Source organism: Dyella sp. ASV21, from assembly GCF_016428975.1.
In the GTDB taxonomy this organism is placed as follows: domain Bacteria; phylum Pseudomonadota; class Gammaproteobacteria; order Xanthomonadales; family Rhodanobacteraceae; genus Dyella.
Genome location: NZ_JAELTT010000017.1, coordinates 38,706 through 64,947, shown reverse-complemented (window position 1 = coordinate 64,947; position 26,242 = coordinate 38,706). Strand labels below are relative to the sequence as shown.

The 26,242-nt window shown below is 64.7% G+C and carries 22 protein-coding genes and 1 tRNA gene; 16 read left to right on the top strand and 7 right to left on the bottom strand.

The features are described from left to right. Nucleotides 1-16: 16 nt before the first annotated feature. Nucleotides 17-93: transfer RNA gene (locus JHD67_RS08210), tRNA-Arg, on the bottom strand. Nucleotides 94-207: 114 nt separating this feature from the next. On the opposite strand from JHD67_RS08210, the gene JHD67_RS08205 reads away from it, so the two are divergent. The 6 genes from JHD67_RS08205 (at nt 208) to murB (ending at nt 5,755) form a co-directional block, all read left to right on the top strand. After that, a complete protein-coding gene (locus tag JHD67_RS08205) occupies nt 208-1,743 on the top strand; it encodes an aldehyde dehydrogenase family protein (RefSeq protein ID WP_199098686.1) in 1,536 nt (511 codons plus the stop codon). A gap of 72 nt (nt 1,744-1,815) precedes the next feature. Beyond that, nucleotides 1,816-2,118: a DUF4190 domain-containing protein gene (locus JHD67_RS08200; RefSeq protein ID WP_199098685.1), complete on the top strand. Its 303-nt coding sequence runs from the start codon at nt 1,816-1,818 to the stop codon at nt 2,116-2,118. A 2-nt stretch (nt 2,119-2,120) separates the two neighbouring features. After that, nucleotides 2,121-2,912, top strand: a complete 792-nt coding sequence (locus JHD67_RS08195; RefSeq protein WP_199098684.1) for an SDR family oxidoreductase — start codon at nt 2,121-2,123, stop codon at nt 2,910-2,912. Nucleotides 2,913-2,917: 5 nt separating this feature from the next. After that, entirely contained in the window at nt 2,918-3,685 is a 768-nt protein-coding gene (locus JHD67_RS08190) for a class I SAM-dependent methyltransferase (RefSeq protein ID WP_199098683.1), read from the top strand. A gap of 2 nt (nt 3,686-3,687) precedes the next feature. Beyond that, complete coding sequence (locus JHD67_RS08185) at nt 3,688-4,725, top strand: quinone-dependent dihydroorotate dehydrogenase (protein WP_199098682.1); 1,038 nt, start codon at nt 3,688-3,690, stop codon at nt 4,723-4,725. Between the two features lie 10 nt (nt 4,726-4,735). After that, nucleotides 4,736-5,755 (top strand): UDP-N-acetylmuramate dehydrogenase, encoded by a 1,020-nt coding sequence (murB, locus tag JHD67_RS08180; protein WP_199098702.1) that lies wholly within the window; start codon nt 4,736-4,738, stop codon nt 5,753-5,755. Between the two features lie 252 nt (nt 5,756-6,007). On the opposite strand, the gene JHD67_RS08175 is transcribed toward murB, so the two are convergent. Beyond that, nucleotides 6,008-7,231: an MFS transporter gene (locus tag JHD67_RS08175; protein ID WP_199098681.1), complete on the bottom strand. Its 1,224-nt coding sequence runs from the start codon at nt 7,229-7,231 to the stop codon at nt 6,008-6,010. A gap of 126 nt (nt 7,232-7,357) precedes the next feature. Between JHD67_RS08175 and JHD67_RS22875 the strand changes: the two genes are divergently transcribed. Next, nucleotides 7,358-8,140, top strand: a complete 783-nt coding sequence (locus JHD67_RS22875; protein WP_199098680.1) for a helix-turn-helix transcriptional regulator — start codon at nt 7,358-7,360, stop codon at nt 8,138-8,140. 190 nt (nt 8,141-8,330) lie between these two features. Continuing rightward, nucleotides 8,331-10,520 carry a polyphosphate kinase 1 gene (gene ppk1, locus JHD67_RS08165; RefSeq protein WP_199098679.1) on the top strand — a complete coding sequence of 730 codons (2,190 nt, stop codon included), beginning with the start codon at nt 8,331-8,333 and terminating at the stop codon, nt 10,518-10,520. Between the two features lie 49 nt (nt 10,521-10,569). Here ppk1 and JHD67_RS08160 read toward each other — a convergent pair whose 3' ends face one another. After that, a complete protein-coding gene (locus tag JHD67_RS08160) occupies nt 10,570-11,127 on the bottom strand; it encodes an NAD(P)H-dependent oxidoreductase (protein WP_199098678.1) in 558 nt (185 codons plus the stop codon). A gap of 330 nt (nt 11,128-11,457) precedes the next feature. On the opposite strand from JHD67_RS08160, the gene JHD67_RS08155 reads away from it, so the two are divergent. The 7 genes from JHD67_RS08155 to JHD67_RS08125 all read left to right on the top strand — a co-directional run bounded on the left by JHD67_RS08155 (nt 11,458) and on the right by JHD67_RS08125 (nt 20,361). Continuing rightward, a complete protein-coding gene (locus tag JHD67_RS08155) occupies nt 11,458-13,152 on the top strand; it encodes a diguanylate cyclase (RefSeq protein ID WP_233171731.1) in 1,695 nt (564 codons plus the stop codon). A gap of 79 nt (nt 13,153-13,231) precedes the next feature. Then, nucleotides 13,232-13,648: a VOC family protein gene (locus tag JHD67_RS08150; RefSeq protein WP_199098676.1), complete on the top strand. Its 417-nt coding sequence runs from the start codon at nt 13,232-13,234 to the stop codon at nt 13,646-13,648. A 1,002-nt stretch (nt 13,649-14,650) separates the two neighbouring features. Beyond that, complete coding sequence (locus JHD67_RS08145; RefSeq protein ID WP_199098675.1) at nt 14,651-16,576, top strand: CocE/NonD family hydrolase; 1,926 nt, start codon at nt 14,651-14,653, stop codon at nt 16,574-16,576. Between the two features lie 118 nt (nt 16,577-16,694). Then, on the top strand, nt 16,695-17,357 hold the full coding sequence (locus JHD67_RS08140; RefSeq protein ID WP_199098674.1) for a TetR/AcrR family transcriptional regulator: 663 nt from the start codon (nt 16,695-16,697) through the stop codon (nt 17,355-17,357). Beyond that, nucleotides 17,347-18,336 (top strand): HlyD family efflux transporter periplasmic adaptor subunit, encoded by a 990-nt coding sequence (locus tag JHD67_RS08135; RefSeq protein WP_199098673.1) that lies wholly within the window; start codon nt 17,347-17,349, stop codon nt 18,334-18,336. Before JHD67_RS08140 ends, JHD67_RS08135 begins: the two co-directional genes overlap by 11 nt. 7 nt (nt 18,337-18,343) lie before the next feature. Further along, nucleotides 18,344-19,273 (top strand): ABC transporter ATP-binding protein, encoded by a 930-nt coding sequence (locus tag JHD67_RS08130; protein ID WP_199098701.1) that lies wholly within the window; start codon nt 18,344-18,346, stop codon nt 19,271-19,273. After that, the gene (locus JHD67_RS08125; RefSeq protein WP_199098672.1) at nt 19,270-20,361 is read left to right on the top strand and encodes an ABC transporter permease; all 1,092 of its coding nucleotides are present in this window, start codon (nt 19,270-19,272) and stop codon (nt 20,359-20,361) included. The genes JHD67_RS08130 and JHD67_RS08125 overlap by 4 nt, the downstream gene beginning before the upstream one ends. 71 nt (nt 20,362-20,432) lie before the next feature. Here the strand turns inward: JHD67_RS08125 and JHD67_RS08120 are convergent, their stop codons facing one another. The 4 genes from JHD67_RS08120 to JHD67_RS08105 form a co-directional block, all read right to left on the bottom strand. Then, nucleotides 20,433-20,918: a DUF3761 domain-containing protein gene (locus JHD67_RS08120; RefSeq protein ID WP_199098671.1), complete on the bottom strand. Its 486-nt coding sequence runs from the start codon at nt 20,916-20,918 to the stop codon at nt 20,433-20,435. A 297-nt stretch (nt 20,919-21,215) separates the two neighbouring features. After that, nucleotides 21,216-21,617: an RcnB family protein gene (locus tag JHD67_RS08115; protein WP_199098670.1), complete on the bottom strand. Its 402-nt coding sequence runs from the start codon at nt 21,615-21,617 to the stop codon at nt 21,216-21,218. A 219-nt stretch (nt 21,618-21,836) separates the two neighbouring features. Then, nucleotides 21,837-23,462 carry an alpha/beta hydrolase-fold protein gene (locus JHD67_RS08110; RefSeq protein WP_199098669.1) on the bottom strand — a complete coding sequence of 542 codons (1,626 nt, stop codon included), beginning with the start codon at nt 23,460-23,462 and terminating at the stop codon, nt 21,837-21,839. Between the two features lie 78 nt (nt 23,463-23,540). Next, the gene (locus JHD67_RS08105) at nt 23,541-25,187 is read right to left on the bottom strand and encodes a serine hydrolase (RefSeq protein ID WP_199098668.1); all 1,647 of its coding nucleotides are present in this window, start codon (nt 25,185-25,187) and stop codon (nt 23,541-23,543) included. 203 nt (nt 25,188-25,390) lie between these two features. Between JHD67_RS08105 and JHD67_RS08100 the strand changes: the two genes are divergently transcribed. Then, nucleotides 25,391-26,179, top strand: coding sequence for a phosphatase PAP2 family protein (locus tag JHD67_RS08100; protein WP_199098667.1), 789 nt, complete (start codon nt 25,391-25,393; stop codon nt 26,177-26,179). Nucleotides 26,180-26,242: the final 63 nt, after the last annotated feature.

Here is a 26,242-nt window from a genome sequence, read left to right as displayed (position 1 = left end):
AAGCGCGTCTTTGAAATGGTGCCCCCGATACGATTCGAACGTACGACCTTCCCCTTAGGAGGGGGACGCTCTATCCAGCTGAGCTACGGGGGCAGCAGTGGAATTCTGGCATGGATCGCCGGCCAGCGCGATCCGTGGTTTGGGGCGCCTGCTAGAATGGCCGTTTTCATCCCGGCGCTTTCCCCGCGCCCCGGTCCAGGAGTTGGCATGTCCCACGAAATCCTCACCGCACTCGGTCTTGGCAACACGCATTCGGGCACGTATCTGGGTAATGGCGAGTGGTCCAAGACCACCGACGCCGGCACCTTGCAGCCGGTCAACCCGGCTACCGGCGAGGTGATCGCCGCGGTGCACGCCTCCAGCGCGGCGGATTACGAGGTGATCGTCCAGCGCGCCCAGGAAGCCTTCAAGGTGTGGCGCACCACGCCGGCTCCGCGTCGCGGTGAGGCTGTACGCCTGTGCGGCGAAGCGCTGCGCAAGCATAAAGACGCGCTCGGTTCGCTGGTGGCCCTGGAAATGGGCAAGATCAAGCCGGAGGGCGATGGCGAGGTGCAGGAGATGATCGACATCGCCGACTTCGCGGTGGGCCAGAGCCGCATGCTCTATGGCTACACCATGCATTCGGAGCGTCCGGGCCATCGCATGTACGAGCAGTACCAGCCGCTGGGCCTGGTGGGCATCATCAGCGCGTTCAACTTCCCGGTGGCGGTGTGGGCGTGGAATGCATTCCTGGCGGCCATCTGCGGCGATATCTGCATCTGGAAGCCTTCGCCGAAGACCCCGCTCTCGGCCATCGCCACCATGAAGATCTGCAACGATGCGCTGAAGGAAGCCGGCTTCCCGGACATCTTCTTCCTGTTCAACGATGCTGGCGTGGAACTGTCGCAGGCGTTCGTGGACGATCACCGCATTCCGCTGATCAGCTTCACCGGCTCCACCAAGGTGGGCCGTCACGTGGGTGAGCGCGTGGCCAAGCGCATGGCGCGCTCGCTGCTGGAGTTGGGCGGCAACAACGCCATCATCCTGGATGAGAGCGCGGACCTGAAGCTGGCGATCCCGGCCATTGTGTTCGGCGCCGTCGGCACGGCCGGCCAGCGCTGCACCACCACGCGCCGCCTGTTCGTGCACGAATCGATCGCCAACGAAGTGACGGACACGCTGGTCGCTGCCTACAAGCAGGTGGAAGGCAAGATCGGTGACCCGACCCTGGCGACCACGCTGATGGGCCCGCTCAACAGCAAGGAAGCCGTGCAGGCTTACCTCGCCGCGGTGGAGAAGGCCAAGGCCTCGGGCGGCACGGTACGCACGGGTGGCGCCGCGCTGAGCGATCGCCCGGGCAACTTCGTGCTGCCCACCATCGTCACGGGCTTGAAGAACAGCGATGAGGTCGTGCAGACCGAAACCTTCGCGCCGATCCTCTACGTGATGCCGTTCAAGACGCTGGACGAGGCCATCGAGCTGCAGAACAGCGTGCCACAGGGCCTGTCCTCGGCGATTTTCACGCAGAACCTCAAGTCGGCCGAGCAGTACCTGTCGGCGGCCGGTTCGGATTGCGGCATCGCCAACGTCAACATCGGTACCTCGGGCGCGGAGATTGGCGGCGCTTTCGGTGGCGAGAAGGAAACCGGTGGCGGTCGCGAGTCCGGCTCGGATGCGTGGAAGGTGTACATGCGCCGACAGACCAACACCATCAACTACTCGAACTCGCTGCCGCTGGCCCAGGGCATCAAGTTCGACCTGTAAGACCCTCCCACGACCGGCGCACCTGCGCCGGTCGTGCGTTACATCGCGCCCCTGCGCAGGATGTGCATTGCCATGAGCTATCAGCCCGCTACCCGCACCACCAACGCACTGGCCATCGTGAGCCTGGTGTTCGGCATTCTGTCGTGGTGCATGCTGCCGCTGGTGGGCGCTTTGGTCGCCATCGTATGTGGACATCTGGCGCGCGGCGAGATTCGCCGGGCTCCGCTCGGTGCGCAGGAGGGCGATGCACTCGCCGTGGTCGGCATGGTGTTGGGCTATGTGCAATTGGCCTGCATGGCATTGGCTACGCTGTTCTTCGTCGCGGCGCTGGTGTTCGGACTGGGCCTGGGCGCGCACTTCCTCAACGGACATTGATCATGGCCGACACGCGGAACCCGACGGACGCTCGCACCTCGCCCTTCGATTTCCGTGGCTATCGCGTCGTGGTGGCGGGTGGCAGCCGTGGCATCGGTCGCAGCATCGCCCTCGCCTTCGCGCAGGCCGGGGCCGCCGTGTCGGTTTGCGCACGTGGAGCGCAGGCGCTGGATGAGGTGCATCACGCCATCGCCGCCTGCGGCGTCACCGTACACACCAAGCCCTGCGACCTCGGCGACGGCCATGCCATTGCCGCCTATGTGCGCGAGGCGGCCGACATACTCGGCGGCATCGATGTGCTGGTGAACAACGCCAGCGGATACGGTTTCCAGGACGACGACGACGGCTGGGAAGCGGGTTTCCGCGTGGATCTGATGGCCGCCGTGCGCGCCTCGCGCCACGCCCTTCCCTTTCTGACCGCTTCCGCCCGTGGCTGTATCCTGCACACGTCATCCATCGCGGCTTTTCACCCCGGCGTACGCGGACCCGCGTATGCGGCAGTGAAGGCGGCACTCAATCAATACACCACCTCGCAAGCGCTCACGCTGGCCGAACACCGTATTCGCGTTAATGCGATTGCGCCGGGCTCCATCGAATTCCCCGATGGCCTGTGGGATCGCCGCAAGACCGAGGCGCCCGAGCTGTACCAGCGCACGCTCGCCAAAATTCCCTTCGGACGCTTCGGTGCGCCGGAGGAAATCGCCCATGCGGCGCTGTTCCTCGCCTCGCCCTATGCGCAGTGGATCACCGGCCAAACGCTGTGCGTGGATGGCGGCCAATTGCTGACAGGATGACGCCGATGAGTGACCTCAAGCCTACCGAGCGTTTCAGTGACCGTGTCGCCGACTACGTACGCTATCGCCCCGATTATCCCGTTGCCATGCTGGAATGGCTGCAGCGCGAGTACGGCGTGAACCCGCACGGCTGGGTAGCCGATATCGGCGCGGGCACGGGTATTTCCAGCAAGCTGTTTCTGGACGGCGGCTACCGTGTGATCGCGGTGGAACCCAACGAGCCCATGCGCCATGCCGCCGAACAATGGCTGGGCGACAACCCGCACTTTCGCCTCATCGACGGCCGAGCCACCGCCACTGGACTGGACGATGCCAGCGTAGATCTCGTGGTGGTGGCGCAAGCGTTCCATTGGTTCGACCAGGATGCCGCGCGCCGTGAATTTCAACGCATCCTCGCCCCGAACGGGTTGGTCGCCGTGGTGTGGAACTCGCGCCGCCTGGTCGGCACGCCCTTCCTCGAAGGCTATGAAGCGCTGTTGAAAACCTATGGCACCGATTACACCAGCGTGGCCGAACGCTACGGCGACGAAACCAGCATGCGGGCGTGGTTCGGCCCGGGCTATCTCGGCATGGGGCGTTTCGACCATGGCCAGTGGCTGGATTTCGATGCGCTACGCGGCCGCCTGATGTCCTCCTCGTACGCGCCGCGTGAAGGGCATCCGTCACATGAGCCCATGCTGCGCGCACTGCAAGAACTGTTCGATCGCTGCCAAGTGAATGGCCGCGTGAGCTTCGACTACGACACGGTTATCTACGTGGGCAAGGTGCCCTGAACATGTACAACTTCATACGTCCCCTGCTGTTCGCGCTCGACGCGGAAGCCGCGCATCGCGTCACCCTCTATGGGCTGGACGTGGCACAGCGCAGCAACTTCATCCACCTCATCGCCAAGCCGCCGGCCGAGCTGCCGACCACCGCGTTCGGCATTCGCTTTCCCAACCCGGTCGGTCTGGCGGCGGGGCTGGACAAGAATGCCGATCACCTCGACGCGCTGGGCGCGCTGGGCTTTGGCTTTGTGGAAGTGGGCACCACCACGCCGCGACCGCAGCCGGGCAACGACAAGCCGCGCATGTTCCGCCTGCCCAACCACGAGGCGGTGATCAATCGCCTGGGCTTCAACAACGCCGGCGTGGACGCGCTGGTGCGCAATGTGCAGCAGTCCAGCTACCGCGGTGTGCTCGGCATCAATATCGGCAAGAACAAGGACACCCCCAACGAAAAGGCGGTGGACGACTACCTGTTCTGCCTGGAGCGTGTCTATGCGCTGTCCAGCTACATCACGGTAAACATTTCCTCGCCGAACACCCAGGGGCTGCGCGACCTGCAGGAAGAGGAAACGCTGCGCCGCTTTATCGAAACCCTGCGCGAGGCGCAGGAGCGACTGGGCTCGCAGAGCGGCGCGCGCAAACCGATGCTGCTCAAGATCGCCCCCGACCTCAGCGAAACCGAGCTCGATGCCATTGCCGACGTGCTGCTCGCCGCCAAGGTGGACGGCGTCATCTGCACCAACACCACCATCGACCACTCGGCGGTGGCCAGCGATCCCCATGGCAACGAAGTGGGTGGCCTCTCCGGCAAGCCGCTGTTTGCGCGCGCCACGGCGGTGCTGCGCGGTATGCGCCAGCGTGTGGGTGATCGACTGGGCATCATTGGCGTCGGTGGCATTCTCGATGGCGGCGACGCGGCCGAGAAGATCGATGCGGGGGCGTCGCTGGTGCAGATCTATTCCGGCATGGTCTATCGAGGCCCGGCCTTGATCGCCGAATGCGTCGATGAGATTCGCCGCCAACGCGAGGGCTCCCACGGTGGCTGAGCGCGTGGACATGGGCGGTTACACCCTGATCGAAAACGCTTCGCTGGGCCAGCGCAATACGCTACGTGTCCATGCGCGGGCAGACCTGTTGGCCGAGGTGCACGACGCATCCAAGCTTCCGGAGCTGCTGAACTTCCCCGCCGTGCGCCAGGGCAAGTTGCTGGTGTTGGGCGAAGGCAGCAACATGCTGTTCACGGGCGACTTCCACGGCACCGTGCTGGCCATGGCCACGCGCGGCGTACAGGTGGAGCAGGATGGCGACGTGGCCCGCATTGCCGTGGCCGCTGGCGAGCGCTGGGATGATTTCGTGCGCTGGACCCTGGGCCAAGGCTATGCCGGCCTGGAGAACCTGATCCTGATTCCCGGCACGGTGGGCGCCGCGCCCATCCAGAACATCGGAGCCTACGGTACGGAAGCCGCCGAGTTCATCGAGAGCGTGGAAGCGTGGGATACCGAAGAGCACCGTGTCACCACGCTCGATCGCGCGGCCTGTTCTTTCGCTTATCGTGACTCGGTGTTCAAGCATCAACCGGGCCGCTACATCGTGACGGCCGTGCGCTTTGCCCTGCCCCGCTCGCGTGAGTTGCGCATGGACTATGCCGGCATCCGCGAGGAAGTGGCGCGCATGGGCGTCGCCAAGCCCGCGCCATTCCATGTGGCCGAGGCGGTGGTGCACCTGCGCACCCGCAAGCTGCCGGACCCCGCGGTGATCGGCAATGCCGGCAGCTTCTTCAAGAACCCCATCGTGGACGCCGCCACGGGCGAAGCGCTCAAGCACGCACATCCCGCGCTGGTGTCATGGGCGGGCGCCGATGGCCGCTGGAAACTCTCCGCGGCCTGGTTGATCGAAGCCAGCGGCCTCAAGGGTGCCCGCGAGGGCGATGCCGGCATCTCCAATCGCCACGCGTTGGTGCTGGTCAACCACGGCCAGGCCACCGGCGAGCAGTTGTGGGCCTTTGCGCAGCACGTGATCGAGCGTGTGCAGGCCACCTTTGGCGTAACGCTGGAGCCGGAGCCGGTAGTGGTTTAACCGCCGCGGGCTGCGGGTGAGCGCGCGGCTTTCGCCCCTTAAAGACTCCGGCTCCCTGCGTGCGCAGGGATGACGGTGACGGGCCGAGTCCTTCTCCACCACGCCTTTCATGGTCGTCATGCCAGCGAAAGCAGGAGGCGCTTTTCAACAGCCGAAGGGCTGGGCCTCCAGCGACTTTCGGTCTGCGCGCTACCGAGCCATACAGCCGTAACCGCAATCTTCACGGCCACCACCCTCGGCGCACAGGCAGCCTCAGGCCGCCTTGCGCTCCAGGTTCGGCAAGAACGCCGTAATGATGCCGAGCAGCGGCAGATAAGCGCACAGGCCGTACACGTACTCGATGCCGCGTGCATCCGCGATGTGGCCCAGTACGGCGGCGCCGATACCGCCCATGCCGAAGGCGAAACCGAAGAACAGGCCCGAGACCATGCCCACCCGCCCTGGAATGAGCTCCTGCGCATACACCAGGATGGCCGAAAACGCCGACGCCAGAATCAAGCCGATGATCACCGTGAGCACGCCGGTCCAGAACAGGTTGGCGTGCGGCAACAGCAAGGTGAACGGCGCCACGCCAAGGATCGATGCCCAGATCACCCACTTGCGCCCGATGCGGTCGCCTATCGGCCCGCCGATCAGCGAGCCGGCCGCGACCGCGAACAGGAACACAAACAAGTGCGTCTGCGCGTTGGGCACCGATACGTTGAACTTGTGGATCAGATAGAACGTGTAATAGCTGCTGATACTCGCCAGGTAGAAATACTTGGAGAAGATCAGCAAGCCCAGGATGAGTACCGACCACGCCACCTGCGCACGCGAGAGCGGCACCCACATCGCATGACGCGCCTTGGCCTTGCCGCGCACCGCATGGTGGTCGCGATACCAGCGGCTGACCTGAAACAGCACCACCATCGCCAGCAACGCGGCCAGCGAGAACCAGGCCACGCTGCCGCGCCCGTGCGGCACGATGATCCACGCCGCCAACAGCGGCCCCAACGAGGCACCCGCATTGCCGCCCACCTGGAACAACGACTGCGCCAGACCGTGACGACCGCCCGAGGCCATGCGTGCCACGCGCGAGGATTCCGGATGAAATACCGAGGAACCCGTACCCACCAGTGCCGCGGCCAGCAGCAGCACCGTGAAGTTGGGCGCCACCGCCAGCAGCAACAGGCCGCACAGGGTGAAGCCCATGCCGATCGGCAGCGAATACGGCATCGGCTTTTTATCGGTGATCATGCCCACGGCCGGTTGCAGCAACGAAGCGGTGAGCTGATAGGTCAGGGTGATCGTGCCGATCTGGGCAAAACTGAGGTTGAAGCCGCTTTTGAGGATCGGGTAGATCGCCAGGATCAACGACTGGATCATGTCGTTGAGCAGATGCGAGAAGCTGATGGCGCCGAGTATGCGGAATTCGGTGTCGTGCTTGGCCGGCGCGGCGGCGGCCGGCACGGGTAGGTCTTGAACGCGGGTCTGCATGGGGATGGGGACTCGTGGGTTGCGGCATGGCGCCGCGACTTGCTGCGCCAGGTTCGTCACCTTAAAGTGGTCGCCCTCGGCCCGCATGCGTTAACGGGTCAATTTTCATCGAATATGGGCCATCCCGTGCGTAATACCCGCGCCGACGCCTACGAAAACACCCCGCGCGATGTCATCGCGACGGGAAATGACTACCCGTCGCACTACGTGCTGCCGGCGCATTCGCACCGGCGTGGCCAACTGCTATACGCCTCCACCGGCGTGCTCACCACCATCACCAGCGAAGGCAGCTGGGTGGTGCCCCCGCGCCGCGCGCTATGGATACCCGCGGGCGTTTCCCACGAAGTGCATATGGGCGGACCGGTCGCCACGCGCAGTGCCTACGTAAAAGCCGAAACCGCCCTGGCCGTTGGCTTGCCCACGCGCTGCCAGGTCATCGCCGTATCGCCGCTGCTGCATGAACTTCTGCAGGAGGCGATTGACCTGCCGGCCGAGTACGACCTGGACGGGCGCGACGGACGCGTCATGGCGCTGCTGCTCGATGAAATCCGCCGCATGCCGGCCCTGCCCCTGAGCGCGCCGCTGCCCCGCGAAAAGCGCCTGGTGACGCTGTGCCGCGAACTGCTGCAACAGCCGTCGCAGGAGGTGAAGATCGACGATATGGCACAACGGGCCGGCATGAGCCGGCGTCATTTCACGCGCAGCTTCCGCGAAGAGACCGGCATGAGTTTCAGCGCGTGGCGCCAGCAAGCATGCCTGCTCGCCGCGCTCACTCGCCTGGGCAACGGCGAATCCATTACCCAGGTCGCGGTGGATCTGGGTTACGGCAACCCCAGCGCGTTTACCGCCGCCTTTCGCCGCGTGCTGGGCGCGCCGCCAAGCCGCTACCTGGCAGCGCCGACACCCTGAACGGCGTCACAGCCGGCTAACGCAGCGGCAGGCAATGTCATGGAGATGTCAGGCAGGTTCGGCAATATGTCTGACGCGTGACAGTGCGAAGACGTGCTGCGCTGCCATGGCCCGGTCTTGATCGGCGCCGTACTATGCAACTTCGCGGATCGGCGCGACATCGCGCCCCCGTATTGATAACGGTGAGTCGATGAGTAACGACGTGGTTCGTCCCAGCGCAGTTCGCGACACCCACCCAGTCGAGGTGACGCATAAGTCCCCCACCGCCACGGCACCACCGGCGGCTGCGCCGACGCCACCGGACTTGAGCGACCCCAGCCTGTACATCCATCGCGAACTGTCGCAGTTGCAGTTCAACATTCGCGTGCTGGACCAGGCGCTGGACGAGAGCAAACCCATCCTGGAGCGCCTCAAGTTCCTGCTGATTTTCTCCAGCAACCTGGACGAGTTCTTCGAAATCCGCGTGGCGGGACTCAAGAGCCAGATCGCTTTCGACCATGAGATCGTCGGCTCGGACGGTATTCCTCCGCGCAAGGCACTCGCCGAGATCAGCGACATCACGCACAAGCAGATCGAGCGGCAATACAGCATTCTCAACGACCGCATCCTGCCCGAACTGGCGCGTAATGGCATACGCATCGTGCGCCGCAACGAGTGGTCGGCCAAGCAGAAGCAATGGGTGCGTCGTTATTTCCGCCATGAAGTGGCGCCCCTGGTGACCCCCATCGGGCTGGATCCCACTCATCCGTTCCCGTTGCTGGTCAACAAAAGCCTCAACTTCATCGTGCAACTGGAAGGCACCGACGCGTTCGGTCGCGACTCGGGCCTGGCCATCGTACCGGCGCCACGCGTGCTGCCGCGCCTGATTCGCCTGCCCGACGAGGTGAGCGAAGGCGGCGAGAACTTCGTGCTGCTCTCTTCCATCATCCACGCGCATGCCGAGGAATTGTTCCCCGGCATGTCCGTGCGCGGCTGCTACCAGTTCCGCCTGACGCGCAACGCCGACCTCACCATCGACCCGGAAGATGTGGAAGATCTCGCGCGTGCGTTGCGCGGCGAGCTGTACTCGCGCCGCTTCGGCGATGCCGTGCGCCTGGAAGTGGCCGACAATTGCCCGCCCGAGCTCACCGATTACCTGCTGCGCCAGTTCGGCCTCAACGCCGCCGAAATGTACGAAGTGAACGGCCCGGTGAACCTGGCCCGTTTGTTCGGCCTGATCACCAAGACGCTGCGCCCGGAGCTGCAATACCCCTCGTTCACGCCGTCCATTCCCAAGGCGCTGAAAAAGGCCGAAGACCTGTTCCAAGTCATCGGCCGCCAGGACGTATTGCTGCTACATCCCTACGAATCGTTCGCGCCCGTGGTCGACCTGTTGCACCAGGCGGCCAAGGACCCCACCGTGCTGGCGATCAAGCAAACGCTATATCGCAGTGGCGCCAATTCCGAAATCGTGGACGCGCTGGTGGACGCGGCGCGCGCGGGCAAGGAAGTCACCGTGGTGATCGAGCTGCGCGCGCGCTTCGATGAGGAATCCAACCTCACCCTCGCCTCGCGCCTGCAGCAGGCCGGCGCCATGGTGATCTACGGCGTGGTGGGCGTGAAAACGCATGCCAAGCTCATGCTCATCCAGCGCCGCGAGGGCGATGAGCTGGTGCGTTATGCGCATTTGGGTACAGGCAACTACCACACCGGCAACGCACGCCTGTACACCGACTACAGCTTGCTCACCTCCGATCAAGCGCTGTGCGAAGACGTGCACAAGCTGTTCAGCCAGCTCACCGGCATGGGCAAGCTGCTGCAGATGAAGAAGCTGCTGCATGCGCCGTTCACGCTGAAGAAAACCCTGCTGGAGCTGATCGCGCGCGAAACCGCGCATGCGGTCGCGGGAAGGCCCGCGCAGATCATCCTCAAGGTCAATGCCATCACCGACGCCAAGATGATTCGGGCGCTGTACAAGGCCAGCATCGCGGGCGTAAAGATCGACCTGATCGTGCGCGGCATGTGTTGTCTGCGGCCGGGCGTACCGGGCGTGTCGCACAACATCCGCGTACGTTCCATCGTGGGGCGTTTTCTGGAACACAGCCGCGTGTACTGGTTCCTCAACAACGGCGAAGAGCTGTTCTACCTGGCCAGCGCCGACTTGATGGAGCGCAACCTGGACCGCCGCGTGGAAACGGGTTTCCCGGTCGAAGGCAAGAAGCTGCAGGGTCGCCTGAAGAAAGAACTGGACCTGTACCTCAGCGATAACGCCAGCGCCTGGGTGCTGCAGCCCGATGGGCGTTACCTGCGCACCCGCACCACGGGCGGCCAGCCCATACGCAATGTGCAAGTGCAACTACTGGAAAAGCTCTGCGGCTTCAGCGTCGCCAAGGACGCGTGATGCTTTGCCGGAACATTCCGGCCACGGGCCGGAATGTTCCTCAGCGATCTTATTTGTGCGTGTGCCGCTTCACCCACGCCACGTAGCGATCGACGAAACCCTGCAGGAATTTCTGCGTGCCCTCGCTGCCGATGTGCCCCTCGGCATCGAACAGGCCCTCTTTGTTCTGGATGAATACTTCCGGCTGCCCCAGCGTGGGAATGTCCAGGTAGGCCATCACATTGCGCAGGTGCTGCTGGGCCAGCGCCGTGCCGGTGGCGCCCACGGAAACGCCGATCACCGCACCCGGCTTGCCCGCGAAGGAATTGGTGCCCCAGGGGCGGGAGGCGATGTCGATGGCGTTCTTCAGCACGCCGGGAATGGAGCGGTTGTACTCGGGCGTGACGAACAACAGCGCGTCGGCCGCCTCGATCTCCTTTTTCAGCGCCTGGCACTCGGCCGGATACGCGCCATCGACATCCTGGCTGTAGAGCGGCAGGTGATCGATACGCACGTGGTCAAACTGGAAATCGTCCGGCGCCAGACGCTCCACGGCGCGAGCCAGGTGACGGTTGAACGACTCCTTGCGCAGGCTGCCGACCAATACGGCGACTCGGATCTTGCTCATGCGCTATCTGCTCCATGGTGGGGAAAGAGGCGATACCACGGAAAGCATGGCAGGCCGGGCGGTTAAACCTTCGTGAGCATTCCGGCACCGGCGCTATGCCTTTCCTATGCCTTTCGGGGTAAAGCCATCCAGCCGTCCATACCCGATGATGGCGGGCTATGGCAGGGAGGTATCCGCAGGGGCGACTCTCGAGGAGGCAGGACGGCTTCCCCGCGAATGACTGGAAACGCCCAGGAAATACGCATCTCCCTATAGGGGTCGCGTACCGGTACAGGGGATCGGGGAATGGGCTGGAGGGGGCTGTCGACAGCGCTGCATGGCTTGGGACGGATGCTTTGCATCGCCGCCTTGGGCGTGGCTGCGCTACCGGCGCATGCCAACACCCAGCTCACCGGCGCCGCGCGGGAAGTGCGCCCCGGCGATACGCCGCGCGCCGTGCTCGAGGACTACCGCCACGGTGCCTGGCACGCCTTCGATCCGCACCTGCTGCAACGTGTTCCCACCGGTGGCCTGGGCACCTGGGTAGTGTTGCAACCGCAGCCGCCGCTGGTGTCGGAAGAACGGGTGCTTTCCATCTACCCGCCGCCGGCCGGCTCGGTCACGCTGTTCCGCGCCGATGGCAGCACACTGACCCAATCGCTGGAGGACTTCACCGCCAGCGCGCACGGCAACGGGCGCCTCGCCTATCGCATGACCGATGACGAACCGGCATCCCACGCGATCCTGCTGCGCTTCGGACCCGGCACGGCGCGCGCGGTGCCGGTGAGCTTCCAACTGCAGGCCTGGACGGAATACCTGCAACAGGATGCGCACTGGCTGGTGTTCGCCAGCGCCTGCTTTGCCGTGATGCTGGCCATGGCACTGATGGCGCTGTGTCTGGCGATCATGCTGCACGACGCGACGTTTGCCTGGTACGCCGGATACATCGTCTGCTACGCGCTGATCCAAGGCGTGCAGACCGGCTATGTGTTCCATCCACTGGAACTGACCTGGCTGAACGGCTCGGCGAGCCTGCTGTGCGCCTCGGCCACAGCGCTGTCGCTGGCGTTCGCGGCCATGTTCGTGGCGCGCTTTTGCGAGCTGCCCCGCTACGCGCCGTGGCTGCATACGCCCACGCAAGCCCTTGCCGTAGGCATGCCTCTTATCGTGCTCTTGCGCAGCAGCCCCATTCCCGTGCTGCAGGACACGGCACTGGCCTTGATCGGGCCGCTGCTGGTGATCGGCACCCTGCTCCTGCTGGTGGCCGCCACCGTGGCGGCGGTGCGCGGCGCGCGTCCTGCCTGGTTCTTCCTGGCCGGCTGGACGCCCTTGCTGGCCTTGATGGCGCTATCCAATCGCCAGGGCTCTGGCAGCTTCGCCGATGTGCCCTGGCTCAGCGACGCCTGCCTGGCCGCGGGCGCGTTCCAAGCCATCGTGCTGTCGCTGGGCCTGGCCGATCGCGCGCTGATCATGCGACGCGACCACAGCCTGGTGCAGGAGCTGGCCGACACCGACGCCCTCACCAACGTGCTCAACCGCCGGGCCTGGAGCGAAAGCGTATCCAAGGTGCTGGCCAGCAGCGGCATGCAGCCGGTTGCGCTGCTGTTCCTGGACCTGGACCACTTCAAGATGCTCAACGACCGCCAGAGCCATGCGGCCGGCGATCGCGCCCTGATCGCCGTGGCCGATGCGCTGCGCCACGAACTGCGCCCGCACGACCTGCTGGGCCGTTACGGCGGCGAAGAGTTCGTGGCCATGCTGTACGGCGTGGACCCGGCCCAGGCCATGCAGGTAGCGACGCGCCTGTGCCGTCGCGTGCATCGGTTGGAGATTCCGGTAAACAACGACGGGCTGTTGCTCACCGTCAGCATCGGCATCGCCATGCGTCTGCCCGACGATACCGTCAGCAGTCTGGTCGACCGTTCCGACCAGGCCATGTACCGCGCCAAGCTGGCCGGCCGCAATCGCGCCCGGCTGGAAGAAAGCCTGGAGCCGGCCACGCGGCCCTCCTGGCCCCGCGCGGTGGATGGCGTGCGGCGCCGCTGACCCGCCACTCGGATTTTCTACAAGACGACGTCATCGGCCTGGCTAAGCTTGAGCCACCCTCACCTTCGGAGCCGCCACCATGAGCCTCACCACTGGCAGTACCGTCATCCCCGGCATGCGCTATCGCCACGCCCACGCCGCCATCGACTGGCTATGCAAAACCTTCGGCTTTACCGCGCACGCCGTCTACGACGACGACCAGGGCGGCGTGGCCCATGCCCAACTTACGTACGGCAGCGGCATGATCATGCTGGGTTCGGTACGCGACGACGCCCACAGCAAGCGCATGGCGCAACCGGATGAAACCGGCGGGCGCAGTACGCAGAGCGTCTATGTGGTGGTGAAGGATTGCCGCGCGCACTACGAGCAGGCGAAGGCGGCGGGGGCGGTGATCGAGGACGATTATTCGGAGAAGGATTATGGCGGCGCGGGGTATAGCTGCCGCGACCTGGAGGGTCATCTGTGGTCGTTTGGGAGTTACGACCCGTGGGCGTAAGGGGACTCGGCTTGCGCGTTCGCGCGTTTCATTTGCGCGGGCGCGAGACTGGCGAGTGCTCGCCGTCCCCGCCTTCTTCGTCCTGACTTACAACGTCGTCCCTGCGAAAGCAGGAGGCTTTTCGACCGCCGAAGGGCTGGTCAGCTGGTGTCTTTCGCTCTTGTGATGCCGAGCGGCGATCGGGCTCACCGGCGGCGGGCTTCCGCTGTCCTGCCGGCCAGCGGGTGACTTTTCTCCGAGTGGCCAGAGAAAAGTCACCCAAAGAGAGGCCACCCCCGATGTCGCGCCCAAGGGGAGGGGAGATCAAGAGCTACGGCGGCGCGTTGCGCGCCCGAAGCGGAGCCAAGGCCAGAGCCAAAGCAAACCCAAGCCAAACTTGCACAAGTCAAACGTGGCATTCATCGCGCGATGCAACGAACGCCCACCGCTCTGCTTACACGCTCCGCCAAGGGCGATGTGCCGCTTCGCGGCACGAGCCTGGCGGGTGGTGGGCCCCCTGTGTGGTGGTGAGGGGTGGACGGAAAGGCCCGCAGGGGGATCGGCACGGAGGCCGATCCCTTTTCGCCCGGGCAGGAGCCCGGTCGAAAAGCCCGGCCACCCCTCACGCGCTTGCCGAGCGAATAGCTCGGCAAGCGCCATACCGGGGGTGCCCTTCTCTTTGGTTACTTTCTCTTGGGCACGCAAGAGAACGTGACCCGGCCTCCGGCAGGAGGACGGAAGCCCGCCGCAGGCGAGCCCCATGACCGCAAGGCATCACAAGAGCGAAGAACACAGGCTGACCAGCCCTTCGGCGGTTGAAAAGCTACCCCGCTCTCGCAGGCACGACGATGAAGGCAAGGCGGAAACAGACACAGCACACACGCGCAGCCACCTTCCCCATCCCTAGGCAAAAAGTCATGGTGGGCGCTTTGTGACAGCTCGCTTAAAGTCGGTAACGCCACTCGTCACCGCCTACCCATCAACCCAGCCGCCCGCCTGGCGCCTGGCCCCCCTGGAGCACTCATGCGCATTCGCCTCACCCAGCTCGCTGCCGCCACGCTCATCGCGCTCTCTGCCGGGCTCGCCCAGGCGCAAACCGCGCCGCTGACGCCCGACATTCCCAAGACCGAGTTCGCCCCGGCCACCGCCGCCAGCGACTACGTCAAGCGCGAGGTGATGATTCCCATGCGCGATGGCGTGAAGCTGCATACGGTGATCGTGATACCCAAGGGTGCCAAGCATGCGCCGATCCTGCTGACGCGCACGCCGTACAACGCCAGCGGTCGCGCCGCCCGTTTCGAATCACCGCATATGGATGCCACCTTGCCGCAGGGCGACGAAGTGTTCGTGCGGGGCGGCTATATCCGCGTATTTCAGGACGTGCGCGGCAAATACGGCTCGGAAGGCGACTACGTGATGACTCGCCCGCTGCGCGGCCCGCTCAATAGCAGTGAGGTCGATCACTCCACCGATGCTTACGACACCATCGACTGGCTGGTGAAGAACATCAGCGAATCCAACGGCAAGGTCGGCATGCTCGGCTCCTCCTACGAGGGTTTCACCGTAGTGATGGCGCTGATCCACCCGCATCCCGCACTTAAGGTGGCCGCGCCGGAAAGCCCCATGGTGGATGGCTGGATGGGCGACGACTGGTTCCACTACGGCGCCTTCCGGCAGACCAACTTCGACTACATCTACGGCCAGACCGCGCAGAAGGGCAAAGGCGGCGGCGTGCCGCGCGTGGGCTACGACGACTACAGCAACTTCCTCGATGCCGGCTCGGCCGGCGACTACGCGCGCGCCCATGGCTTCGACCAGCTGCCCTTCTGGCGCAAGCTGGAGGAACACCCCGCTTACGACGCCTTCTGGCAGAACCAGGCGCTGGACAAGATCATGGCCGAGCAACCGCTGAGTGTGCCGACCATGTGGCTGCAAGGCCTGTGGGATCAGGAAGACATGTGGGGCGCCATCCACAGCTACGCGGCCACCGAACCCAAGGACAAGGGCAACGACAAGAATTTCCTGGTGATGGGCCCGTGGCGCCACAGCCAGGTGAACTACGACGGCCGCTCGCTCGGCCCGCTCCAGTGGGAAGGCGACACCGCGCTGCAGTTCCGCCGCGACGTGCTCAAGCCATTCTTCGACCAATACCTCGTAGATGGCGCCCCCAAGGCGAATACGCCGCCGGTGCTGATCTACAACACCGGCGAAAACCACTGGGATCGCTACAAGTCCTGGCCGCTGAGTTGCGACAAGGGCTGCGCGCACCAGCCCAAGGCGCTGTACCTGGGCCAGAACGGCAGCCTCTCGTTCAACGCGCCAGGCGCGGAGGCCGCCGCGTTCGACGAATACGTGTCCGATCCCGCCAAGCCGGTGCCTTACCAGCCGCGCCCGGTGCATTTCGCCGATCACGATGCCTGGACGCGCTGGTTGCTCAACGACCAACGCTTTGCGGATGGACGTCCAGACGTGCTCACCTACGTGAGCCAGCCGCTCACCGCGCCGCTGCACATCGGTGGCGCGCCGCAAGTGAACCTGTATGCCTCCACCAGCGGCAGCGATAGCGACTGGGTGGTAAAGCTGATCGATGTGTATCCGGACACCGTGCCGTCCAGCCCCGACATGGGCGGCTATGAACTGGCGGTATCGCTGGATATCTTCCGCGGTCGCTATCGCACCAGCTTCGAACACCCTGCGGCGATCACGCCCAACCAGCCGTTGCTCTACCGCTTCGGCCTGCCCACCACCAATCACGTGTTCCTGCCTGGCCACCGCATCATGGTGCAGGTGCAATCCAGCCTGTTCCCACTGTACGACCGCAACCCGCAGACCTTTGTGCCGAACATCTTCGACGCCAAGCCGGCGGATTATCAAAAGGCCACCCAGCGTGTGTGGCATACCCCGGGCACGGCCAGCTCTATCAGCTTGCCGGTGGTGCCCAACGGCTAACGCGGGGCACGTTCTCCCACGTCCCAAGGCCGGCAACCATGCCGGCCTTTTTTTGCTGCGACAAAAGGCCGCCCAACCGTCACTTGCGCAAAATTATACACAGGATTAATTTTGCGCCATGACCGCCACCAAGCCACGCGCCCCGCGTCGTCGCGCCCCCGGCCGCCCCGGCCCGGACAGTCCGGAACTGCGCCCTCACCTGATCGATGCCGCGCTTACCTGTTTCGTGCGCGATGGCATTGCCGCCACATCGCTGCGCGGCATCGCGGCCTGCGCGGGGGTGACGCCCGCCCTGCTCAACTATTACTTCGGCAGCAAGCTGGCCTTGCGCGATGCGATCTTCGAGGAGCGCCTGATGCCGGCGATGTTCTCGTTGCGCGAGCACGTGATCGCCGCCGGGGACGACCCCAACGGCGTGGCACGCAGCTTCGTACAGGGTGTGTTTTCCGTGGTGGAGCGCGCGCCCTGGCTGCCTTCGCTATGGGTTCGCGAGGTGTTGTGCGAAGGCGGCGCCTTCCGCGAACTGCTGCTGACACGCATCGCCCCGGAGTTACCGCAGCTGCTCGCGGGCCGCTTCGCTCAGGCGCAGCACCAAGGCACGCTCAATCCCGGGCTGGACCCGCGCCTGCTGGTGGTGTCGATGATCGGCCTCACGCTTTTTCCCGCCGCCAGCGCACCCATCTGGCGACAGATCTTTCAGGCGGACCTTGGCACCGAGGTGCTCGCCCACCACGCGCTCGCCCTGCTCGCACACGGTATGGAGCCCCCTCATGCGCTTTGATCGCCACGCTGTCGCGCACCTCCTGCGCTGTGTCGCGCTGCTGGCCAGCGCCTCATGGCTCACGGCGTGCCAGCCTGCACCGCCGCAGGTGCTGGGCACCATCGAGTTCGATCGCATCACCCTGCCCGCGCCGGCCGCCGAACACATCGTGAAAATGGATGTGCGTGAAGGCGAATTCGTGCCGATGGGCAAACGCATCATGCAGCTGGAAACCATCCGCACGCAGGCCGCGCTCGATACCGCGCGCGCGGATGTACGCCAGCAACAGCAAGCGCTGCTGGAACTGGAAAACGGCCCGCGCGTGGAACAGATCCGTCAGGCACGGGCCAACCTGGTGGGCGCGCAGGCGCAGGCGCGTGACGCCACCGCCTACTACCAGCGCCTTTCCGCGCTGGCACGGCAGCAATTCGTGTCCGCGGCGGATCTCGATCGCGCCAAGGCCGCCGCCGGCAATGCCGAGGCCACCGTCGTCGCCGATCGCGCCGCGCTCGACCTGTTGCTCAACGGCTCGCGTGCCGAAGACATCGCCCAGGCGCGCGCCACCCTCGCCGCGGCCGAAGCCACCGCCGCATCGCGCGCGGTGGACCTGGAAAAGCTCGACCTCACCGCGCCGCGCGATGTGCGTGTGGATAGCCTGCCCTACAAACTGGGCGACCAGGCGCAACCGGGCACTCCGCTGGTGATCCTGCTGGCGAGCGACACGCCTTACGCCCGCGTGTATGTGCCCTCGGCACTGCGTACCTCCGTCAAGGTGGGCGACGAGGCCGACGTGGTATTGCAGGATGGCAAGCGCCACTTCCACGGCGTGGTGCGCATGATCCGCAGCGAACCCACCTTTACGCCCTACTACGCGCTGACGGGCGACGATGCCACGCGGCTGAGCTATCTCGCCGAAATCGCGCTGGGCCAGGATGCGCGCGATCTTCCCCAGGGATTCCCGGTCAGCGCCAACTTTACGGTGGCGCACGGCCATGACTGACATCGCCATCCAGGCGCGCGGCCTCACCAAGCGCTTCGGCACGCTGGTGGCGGTGAATGCGGTGGACCTTACCGTGCCACGCGCCCATGTGTACGGCTTCCTCGGCCCCAATGGCTCGGGCAAATCCACCACCATTCGCATGCTATGCGGCCTGCTTACACCCAGTGCAGGCACGATCGAGGTATTGGGCTTGTCGATTCCACGCCAGGCCGAACAGCTCAAGCGTCGCATCGGCTACATGACGCAGAAATTCTCGCTGTTCGATGACCTTTCGGTGCGACAGAACCTGGAGTTTCTCGCCACCGTGCAAGGGCTCTCGCGCCACGACACGCGCACCCGCGTGGACGAACTGCTGCTGCGCTATCACCTGGACGATCGCCAGCCGCAGCTGGCCGGCACGCTCAGCGGTGGACAGAAGCAACGCCTTGCGTTGGCGGGCGCGGTGGTCCATCGTCCTGAATTGTTGTTCCTGGACGAGCCCACCAGCGCGGTGGACCCGGAGTCGCGCCGCGACTTTTGGGAAAAACTCTTCGAACTCGCCGACGAGGGCACCACCATCTTGGTCTCCTCGCACTACATGGACGAAGCGGAGCGCTGCCATCGACTGGCGATCCTTGACAATGGCAACCTGGTCGCCGATGGCACACCACGCGATCTCACCGCCAAGCTGCAAGGACGCACCTTTCTCGTACGCACCGACTCGCCGCGCCGGGCCAAACAGGTGCTGGATACGCAACCGGGCGTGCTCAGCGTGGCGCAGATCGGCAACGAACTGCGTGTGTTGATGACGGACACGCATCCCAATGCCGACCTGCTGCGCGGCAAGCTCGCCGGGGTGGGTGCCGACGTGGACGTGCAGCCCGTGGAACCCAACCTGGAAGATGTTTTCGTGGTGGCGACGCGCCGCCACGCCAGCCAGCAGGAGCAACCCGCGTGAACCTGCGCCGCCTGTGGGCCATCATGGTGAAGGAACTGCGCCAGTTGCGCCGCGATCGCGTAACGCTGGCGATGATCATGGGCATGCCCATCCTGCAGTTGCTGTTGTTCGGCTACGCCATCAACCTCAACCTGCGACACCTGCCGGCGGCCGTGGCCGATCAGGCACAAACCAGCGGGTCGCGCGCAGCCATCCAGGATCTGTTCGCCAGCGGCGTGATCGAACTGGATGCCCAGGTGCAAACGCCCCAACAGTTGCTCGACCTATTGCGGCAGGGGCGCATCAGCGTGGGCATCGTCGTGCCGCCGGACTTTGAACGGCGCAGGCTGGACGGACGCGAAGCGCTGCAAGTGTTGGTGGATGGCAGCGACAACGTGGTGCAATCCGCCGCGGGGCAATTGGCGCAGTACCCGCTCAACCAGCCGGACAATTTCCACGCGCGGGCCATCACGCCGATCAGTGTGGTGAGCTTCTACAACCCCGAGCGCCGCTCGCCTGTAAACATCGTGCCGGGCCTGGTTGGCGTCATTCTCACCATGACGATGGTGCTGTTCACCGCCGTGGCCATCGTGCGCGAAACCGAGCGCGGCAACCTGGAATTGCTGATTACCACGCCGGTGAGCCGCACCGAGTTGATGATCGGCAAGGTGCTGCCCTATGCCGGCATCGGCCTGCTGCAGACAACGGTGATTCTGGCCTTGGGCGTGTGGCTGTTTCGCGTGCCGGTGCGCGGCAGCCTGGGGGACATCTACATGGCGGCGAGCCTGTTGATTCTCGCCAACCTGTCGCTGGGACTGCTCATCTCCACACGTGCCAAATCGCAGTTCCAGGCGATGCAGATGACGTTCTTTGTATTTCTGCCCTCCATCCTGCTTTCCGGCTTCATGTTTCCCTATGCCGGGATGCCCGTGGTGGCTCAATGGATTTCCGAGCTATTGCCACTCACGCATTTCCTGCGGCTGGTGCGCGGCATCATGCTGCGCGGCGCGGACTTTGGCGATCTATGGCACGACGCGGTGGCCTTGCTGGCTTTTATCGCCGTCATGCTCACGCTGGCGATCCGGCTATTCCACAAGCGGCTGGATTGAGCCGGCCGGCCCGCCTCTCAACGAAAAAGGCCGGCATGCGCCGGCCTTTTTCGCGATGCACGCGGCGGCGTTTACGGTGTACACGCCTTGCCGTGATCGGCATGGAAGCCCTTGGCCTTGGCATCCGCTTCGCTCATGTAGGAGCCGGCCTTGGTCTTGCCGTACCACTTGTCGCTCGGGCAGTGATAAACCTTGCTGCTGGAGTTGACCCAGACCATGCCCGGACCACCGCCCGGTGCGGCCGCGGCCGGCGGCTCATTGGCGGCCTTGCTACCGGGAATCGGCGCGGAGGTCTTGGGCGTCATGCTGGGCGTGGCCGGCGCGGCGGCGGGAGCCGCGGCAGCAGCCGGTGCGGCAGCGGCCGTGGTCGCCGCGCTGTACCACTCCTTCACGCCCTTATGGCCGGCGCATGCCCCTTTCTTGGTGGCGTTGCTGGTGTAGCTGCCATCCTTGCATTGACCGGTGGAGCCTGAGGGGGCGGATGCCTCCTGCGCGTAAACCGCGGGGCCAATCAAAAGACCTGCGAGCACGACTGCGATCAAACCATACGATTTCATCTTTCATCCCTCCGGCGCGAACTCGTCTATTCCATGGAGACGCCGACGTGCATGGCGGACGTACTCCCTCTTTTGCTGCACCCCGCAACCCATATCTGCCGGGCACAACGCCCACAAGCGCTCAGCGCCTGTGCTGATGACTATGCATCAAGAACATGAATGTCCATCAGGGGGTATGACGCCGCATTTATCTGCCGTGCGGCAGAAACGCAAGTACTTGCGCACACCAGTGACGTCCACCGCTGCAACGCCCTGAAAGATCGCCGCATCGCAAGCTCATGCGATGCGGCGCCTGGCTCAATGGCCGCCCAGCGCGATGTTCACGATGATGCCGGTGGAAATCGCCACCAGCAGGAACTCGCCATTGTCACTGCGCACCCATTGGTGACCCGGCGGCGGCGGCGCGAGACGGTAGGCGCGCCAATCGTCCACCACGTAACGGCGATCGCGATACTCCACCGGCACATAACCGCCACGGTGGTACCAGCCTTCGTGCATGCCGCGGTCATGAACGATCACGTTGTCGCGGCGGTCGTGATCGCGGTCGTGGTCGGCGTCACGGCGATCGTGATCCTGGTCGTGGCCGTGATCCCGATCGGCATGATCGTAGCGTTCGTCCTGCTGAAACGGCGCGGCCGTAGCCACGGCGCCGTAGCTCATGGCAAGCCCGAGGGCCAGCGCGAACAGTGATTTCTTCATCGTGCTCTCTCCGCATAGTCAGATCGTCCAAATCGCCAAGGTGCAGGCGTTTGGACCACGCCATGATGTGGCGTGCGGTGGAGTGTGAAGGTGACGGAGATGGCAAGAAAGCCGAAAAATCCGACGCAAATAATTGCGTTGAACCCCGGTTAGGTTTTGCAGCGATGCGTGCCCGTTGGCGGGGCACGCGCGACAGGCCGACGCTGAGGGAACCAGCCGCTACGGTGCGGCCACCCTGGGCTTGAGCGCCGACTGCGGGCGCGCCACCCCATACATTTCCCAAGCGATCTGCTTGAGCAGCGCGGTCCGGTCGCCACCGCTGGCATAGAGGTCGAAATGCGTTTTGCCCGGCAGGAAACGGACGTCCGATTGCGCATGCAGATCATCGAGCGTCGCCTTCAGGCGGTGCGCGGCGCCGTCCAAGTAGAAGGTATCGGCCGTACCAACGATAAGATGGATCTTGCCATCGAGATCCGGCTTGAGCGCGGGCCAGTTCGTGCGCAAGCGCTGGGCAATGTCGTAGTGATCGCGCCAATAGGTCACCACCGCGGGATCGACCTTGCCGGTATCGCGATCGAACATCGGCTGCGGCTGGCCATCCTCGCCACGCGGCGAGAACACCCAATCGAACGACGCCATTTGTCCGCCGTAACTGCCCAGTACGCGCTCCTGTCGCGCGAACTCCTCCAAGCTCGCCAGCACCTTGCCCTTATCGCGCACCAAGGGATAGGCCGAGCCATCCGACTTGCGATACACATTGGCGTTAGCCGCATACAGGTCCACGCCTACGAAGTCGTGGAAATCGCTGGGATCGGGCGAGGTCGACCAAGTGCCACCGAATACCTTGGGATAGCGTGTCTGCAGCCACAGCGTGGCCCAACCGCCGGACGAATGCCCATTGAGGAAACGTCCCGAGGCGGTCGCATCCATGCGATAGCCCGACTCCAGCGAGGGAATCAGCTCCTCGGTGAGCGCCTGTCCCCAGGGGCCGTTGTTCACCGAGTCAGCGAATTCGTGCGTGCCGGTGGCACTGGACTCATCCAGGTACACCCAGATCATCGGCGGCATGTCGCCCTTGGACATAGCCAGCCAGGTATTGGCGATACCCCCCGCGAAATGATGCAGGCCGCCGCCGAAACCATGCGTCTGGTACACCACCGGATAGGTGTCGCGGCCCTTGGGGTCGTAGCCCGGCGGCGTCAACACGAAACCGCGCATATGGATGGGGCGACCCCAGAACGCCGACAACACGGGGCTGACGAAGTCCAGGTCGGTGGTGTGCTGGCGCGCCTGGGGCAAGGCATCGCGCGTCGCCTGCGGCGCCGATGGCGGCAACTGCCACGCGTCCTCCGTCGGCAGCACCTGGGAAAGCGTAAGCACGGGCGTGTTGCTGGCCGGCAAGTGCATGCGGATCACCGTGCTGAGCACATCGCCAGCGCCGCGACCGCTGTAGTTGTAGCTGTGATGGGTATCCAACACTGCCTGCACGTAGTAGTCGCCAGGCGGCAGTTGCGAGAACGCCACGGGGAAAGCGGCCATGTCCGCGTCCAGGTCCACCGCGTGTCCGGGCTCGATGCGCGAGACGTCGCGCCCGGCCACGCTGACCGCACTCGGCGCGAGCGGATCGGCGTCCACTTCACTTACCGTGCCGTCCTTGTGGGCGGCCTCGGCCTTGGCGGCTGGCTCGGCAAATACCAACAGACGGCCCGATGAAGGCGCCGACGCGCTACGGGCAAGTTCGACATAAAAGCGCGTGGGCGCGGCCGCCTCTTGCGACGAACACCCCGCCAGCGCGGCGGCACCGAAACAGCACAGAACCGCCAGCTTCAGTCGTTGCGATGACATGGTGTTCTCCTCTTGGCGTGCTCCCGACACGGCGGGAGCACGCGTGGTCAGCGAGTGCGGCGCGCATCAACGCATAAATCAATTCGCCTTGGCGTTCTTCACGGGCGCCAGGCGCAGGTCCTGGAAGTCGAAGCTGAAATCGGTCAGCGGTGAAATCGGCTCCATGCGTACCTCGCGCACCTTGCCATCGGCATCCAGCGTGTAGCTGACGAAGGCATCGGCATTGAGCGCGCGATCGTCCCAGCGCACGATGAAGGTATCGTGCTGCCACGGCGCCATGGTGCCCTGCAACTGGGCGGTCTTGGAGAAACTCAGACGCAGCTTGCCGCCCTGCTGGCTCACCGTGACATCACCGTACCAAGGATCACGGAAGGTGCCGGCGTAACCGGCCAGCGGCAGCGAGGGCTTGCTGCTCTTGTCGCGCGCGGCCTCATGCTGCTTCCAGCTATCGTCCGCGTTGCCTTCGGATTTCTTCACGGCGGTGGCATAGGCGGCCACCCAGTCCTTCTTGTTCTTGCCAAGGTAGGCATCGAGTACGCGCAAGGTCACCGCGTTGAAGGCCGCCCCCGATTCCTGGTTGGTAAGCACCACCACGCCCAGCTTGAGCTCAGGCACCAGCGTGAGGCGCGACACCATGCCCGGCCAGCCACCGGTGTGCCATACCAAGCGCTGTCCCTGGTAGTCGGAGAGATTCCAGCCCTCGCCATAGCCGGCAAAGTTGGGGCGGATTTCGCGTAGTTCCGGCACCGGCGGCTCGCCAATCTTCATCGGCGTAAGCATGGACCACATCTGTTTCTGGCTACGCTCGGTGAACAGCACCTTGCCATCCGGCAGCTTGCCGCCAGCCAGTTGCACATTCATCCACTTGGCCAGATCGTGCACGCTTGCATAGATGCCGCCCGCGCCCGGGTTGTTGGTCCAGGCCATTGGCGGCACCGGCTTGAGTTCGGTGAAGTTGAACTTGGCATGGCCCATTGCCACATCCATGCCCGGCTTGAGCGCCGTCATGTCCACCAGTGCCTCGTCCATGCCCACCGGCTGGAAGATGCGCGTGCGCAGGAAATCGGCGTAGCTCTGGCCAGACACCTGTTCGATCACCAGGGTGGCGACCGCATACAAGATGTTGTCGTAGGCATAGGCGCTGCGGAAGCTGGTCGCCAGCGGCACGTTGCGTAGACGCTGCACCACCTCCTTGGTGGAATAGGTGGTGGGCGGCCAGTACAGCAAGTCGCCAGCGCCCAGGCCCAGGCCGCTGCGATGAGCGAGCAGGTCACGCACGCGCATTTCGCGCGTTATGTACGGATCGGACATCTGGAACCACGGCAAGTAATCGATCACCCGCGCGTCCATGTCCAGCTTGCCCTCTTCCGCCAACATCTGCAGCGAGGCTGCGGTAAAGGCTTTGGTATTGGAGGCGATTGCGAACAGCGTGCGCGCATCCACCGCGTCGGGCTTGCCCTGCTCGCGCTGGCCGTAGCCTTGCTCCAACACTACCTGGCCATCCTTGACGATGGCGACGGCAATGCCCGGTACGTCGAACTGCTTGCGCACGCTATCCACATAGGCCGTAAAGTCCGCCAGTTGCGCAGGCAAGGCTGCCGCCGGGGCGCGGTGTTCGGCGGCGGCGACCGGCGTCGACACGGTGTCCTGCGCCCAGATGGGCGCAGCCAGGGCCATAAGCACGCCATAGGTGATCAGGCGCAGGGACAAGGGACGCAGGGACATCAAGCAGCTCCACGGTTTCAAGGAGCCCCAACTATCGGGCCATTTGCGCCGTGAGGCCAGCACTGAAAGTCACAGGCGCCCCTTGCCAAGCGGGCCCCGAAGGGCTGGACGGCGTGCACGCAAAGCACGCCGCCATTGCCCGCCCCTCGACGCGCGCCACCAAGCCGGAGATCATCGGAAGCTCGCACAGGAGCCCGTACGTAATGAATGCCATGAGTGATTGGGTCGCCGCACATGCGCTACCCGTATGGAGCGGCTTGCTGGTGCTCGCCTTGCTGAGCGGTGATCTCGCCTGGCAATGGAATCGCCGCCATTACGACGCGGCGATCGCGCGCGGTCACACCCCCGTTGTGCTGCGCAGCCGCACCGCTGCATGGCTGCTGGTGAGTGGTTGCTTCCTCTTTATGGCCATCGCACTGGCCATTGGTGAGCAGACGCGGAGCTGGCTGAGCGGCTTTGACGTCGGCCTCGCCGAGGACCTGCGCGCGCACATGCAGCCGGGTGTACTTTCGGTGGTGGCCATGGCGTCCCACCTCGGCGACCTGGCAACCGTGGCGGCCATCTCAGCGGCCGTGCTGGGCATACTGATATGGCGCCGACATCTGCGCGCGGCCACCGTATGGACCATCGCCGTGGCAGGCATCGTGCCGCTCAACAGTGCGCTCAAGGCGTGGTTTCAGCGCCCCCGCCCCCTGTACGACCACGGTTTTATCGTGGAGCACGGCTGGAGTTTTCCCAGCGGGCATGCGTTCGGCGCCATGGTGTTCTACGGCATGCTTGCCTATGTGCTGCTGCGCCTCACGCCGCGACGCTGGCACCGATGGGTGATTGCGCTGGCGGTTGCCATGGTGACCATCATCGGGCTAAGCCGCATCGTGTTGCAGGTGCACTATTTCAGCGACGTCATGGCCGGATATATCAGCGGTGCCGTGTGGTTGTTGCTGTGCATCGCGGGCGCGGAATGGTGGCGCTCACGCAGCGTGGATGACTGATTCACCCGGGGCTCGCACCGAGGACCTTCATCCCGGTGCGCACGCCCCTTGCCCAATACGGCG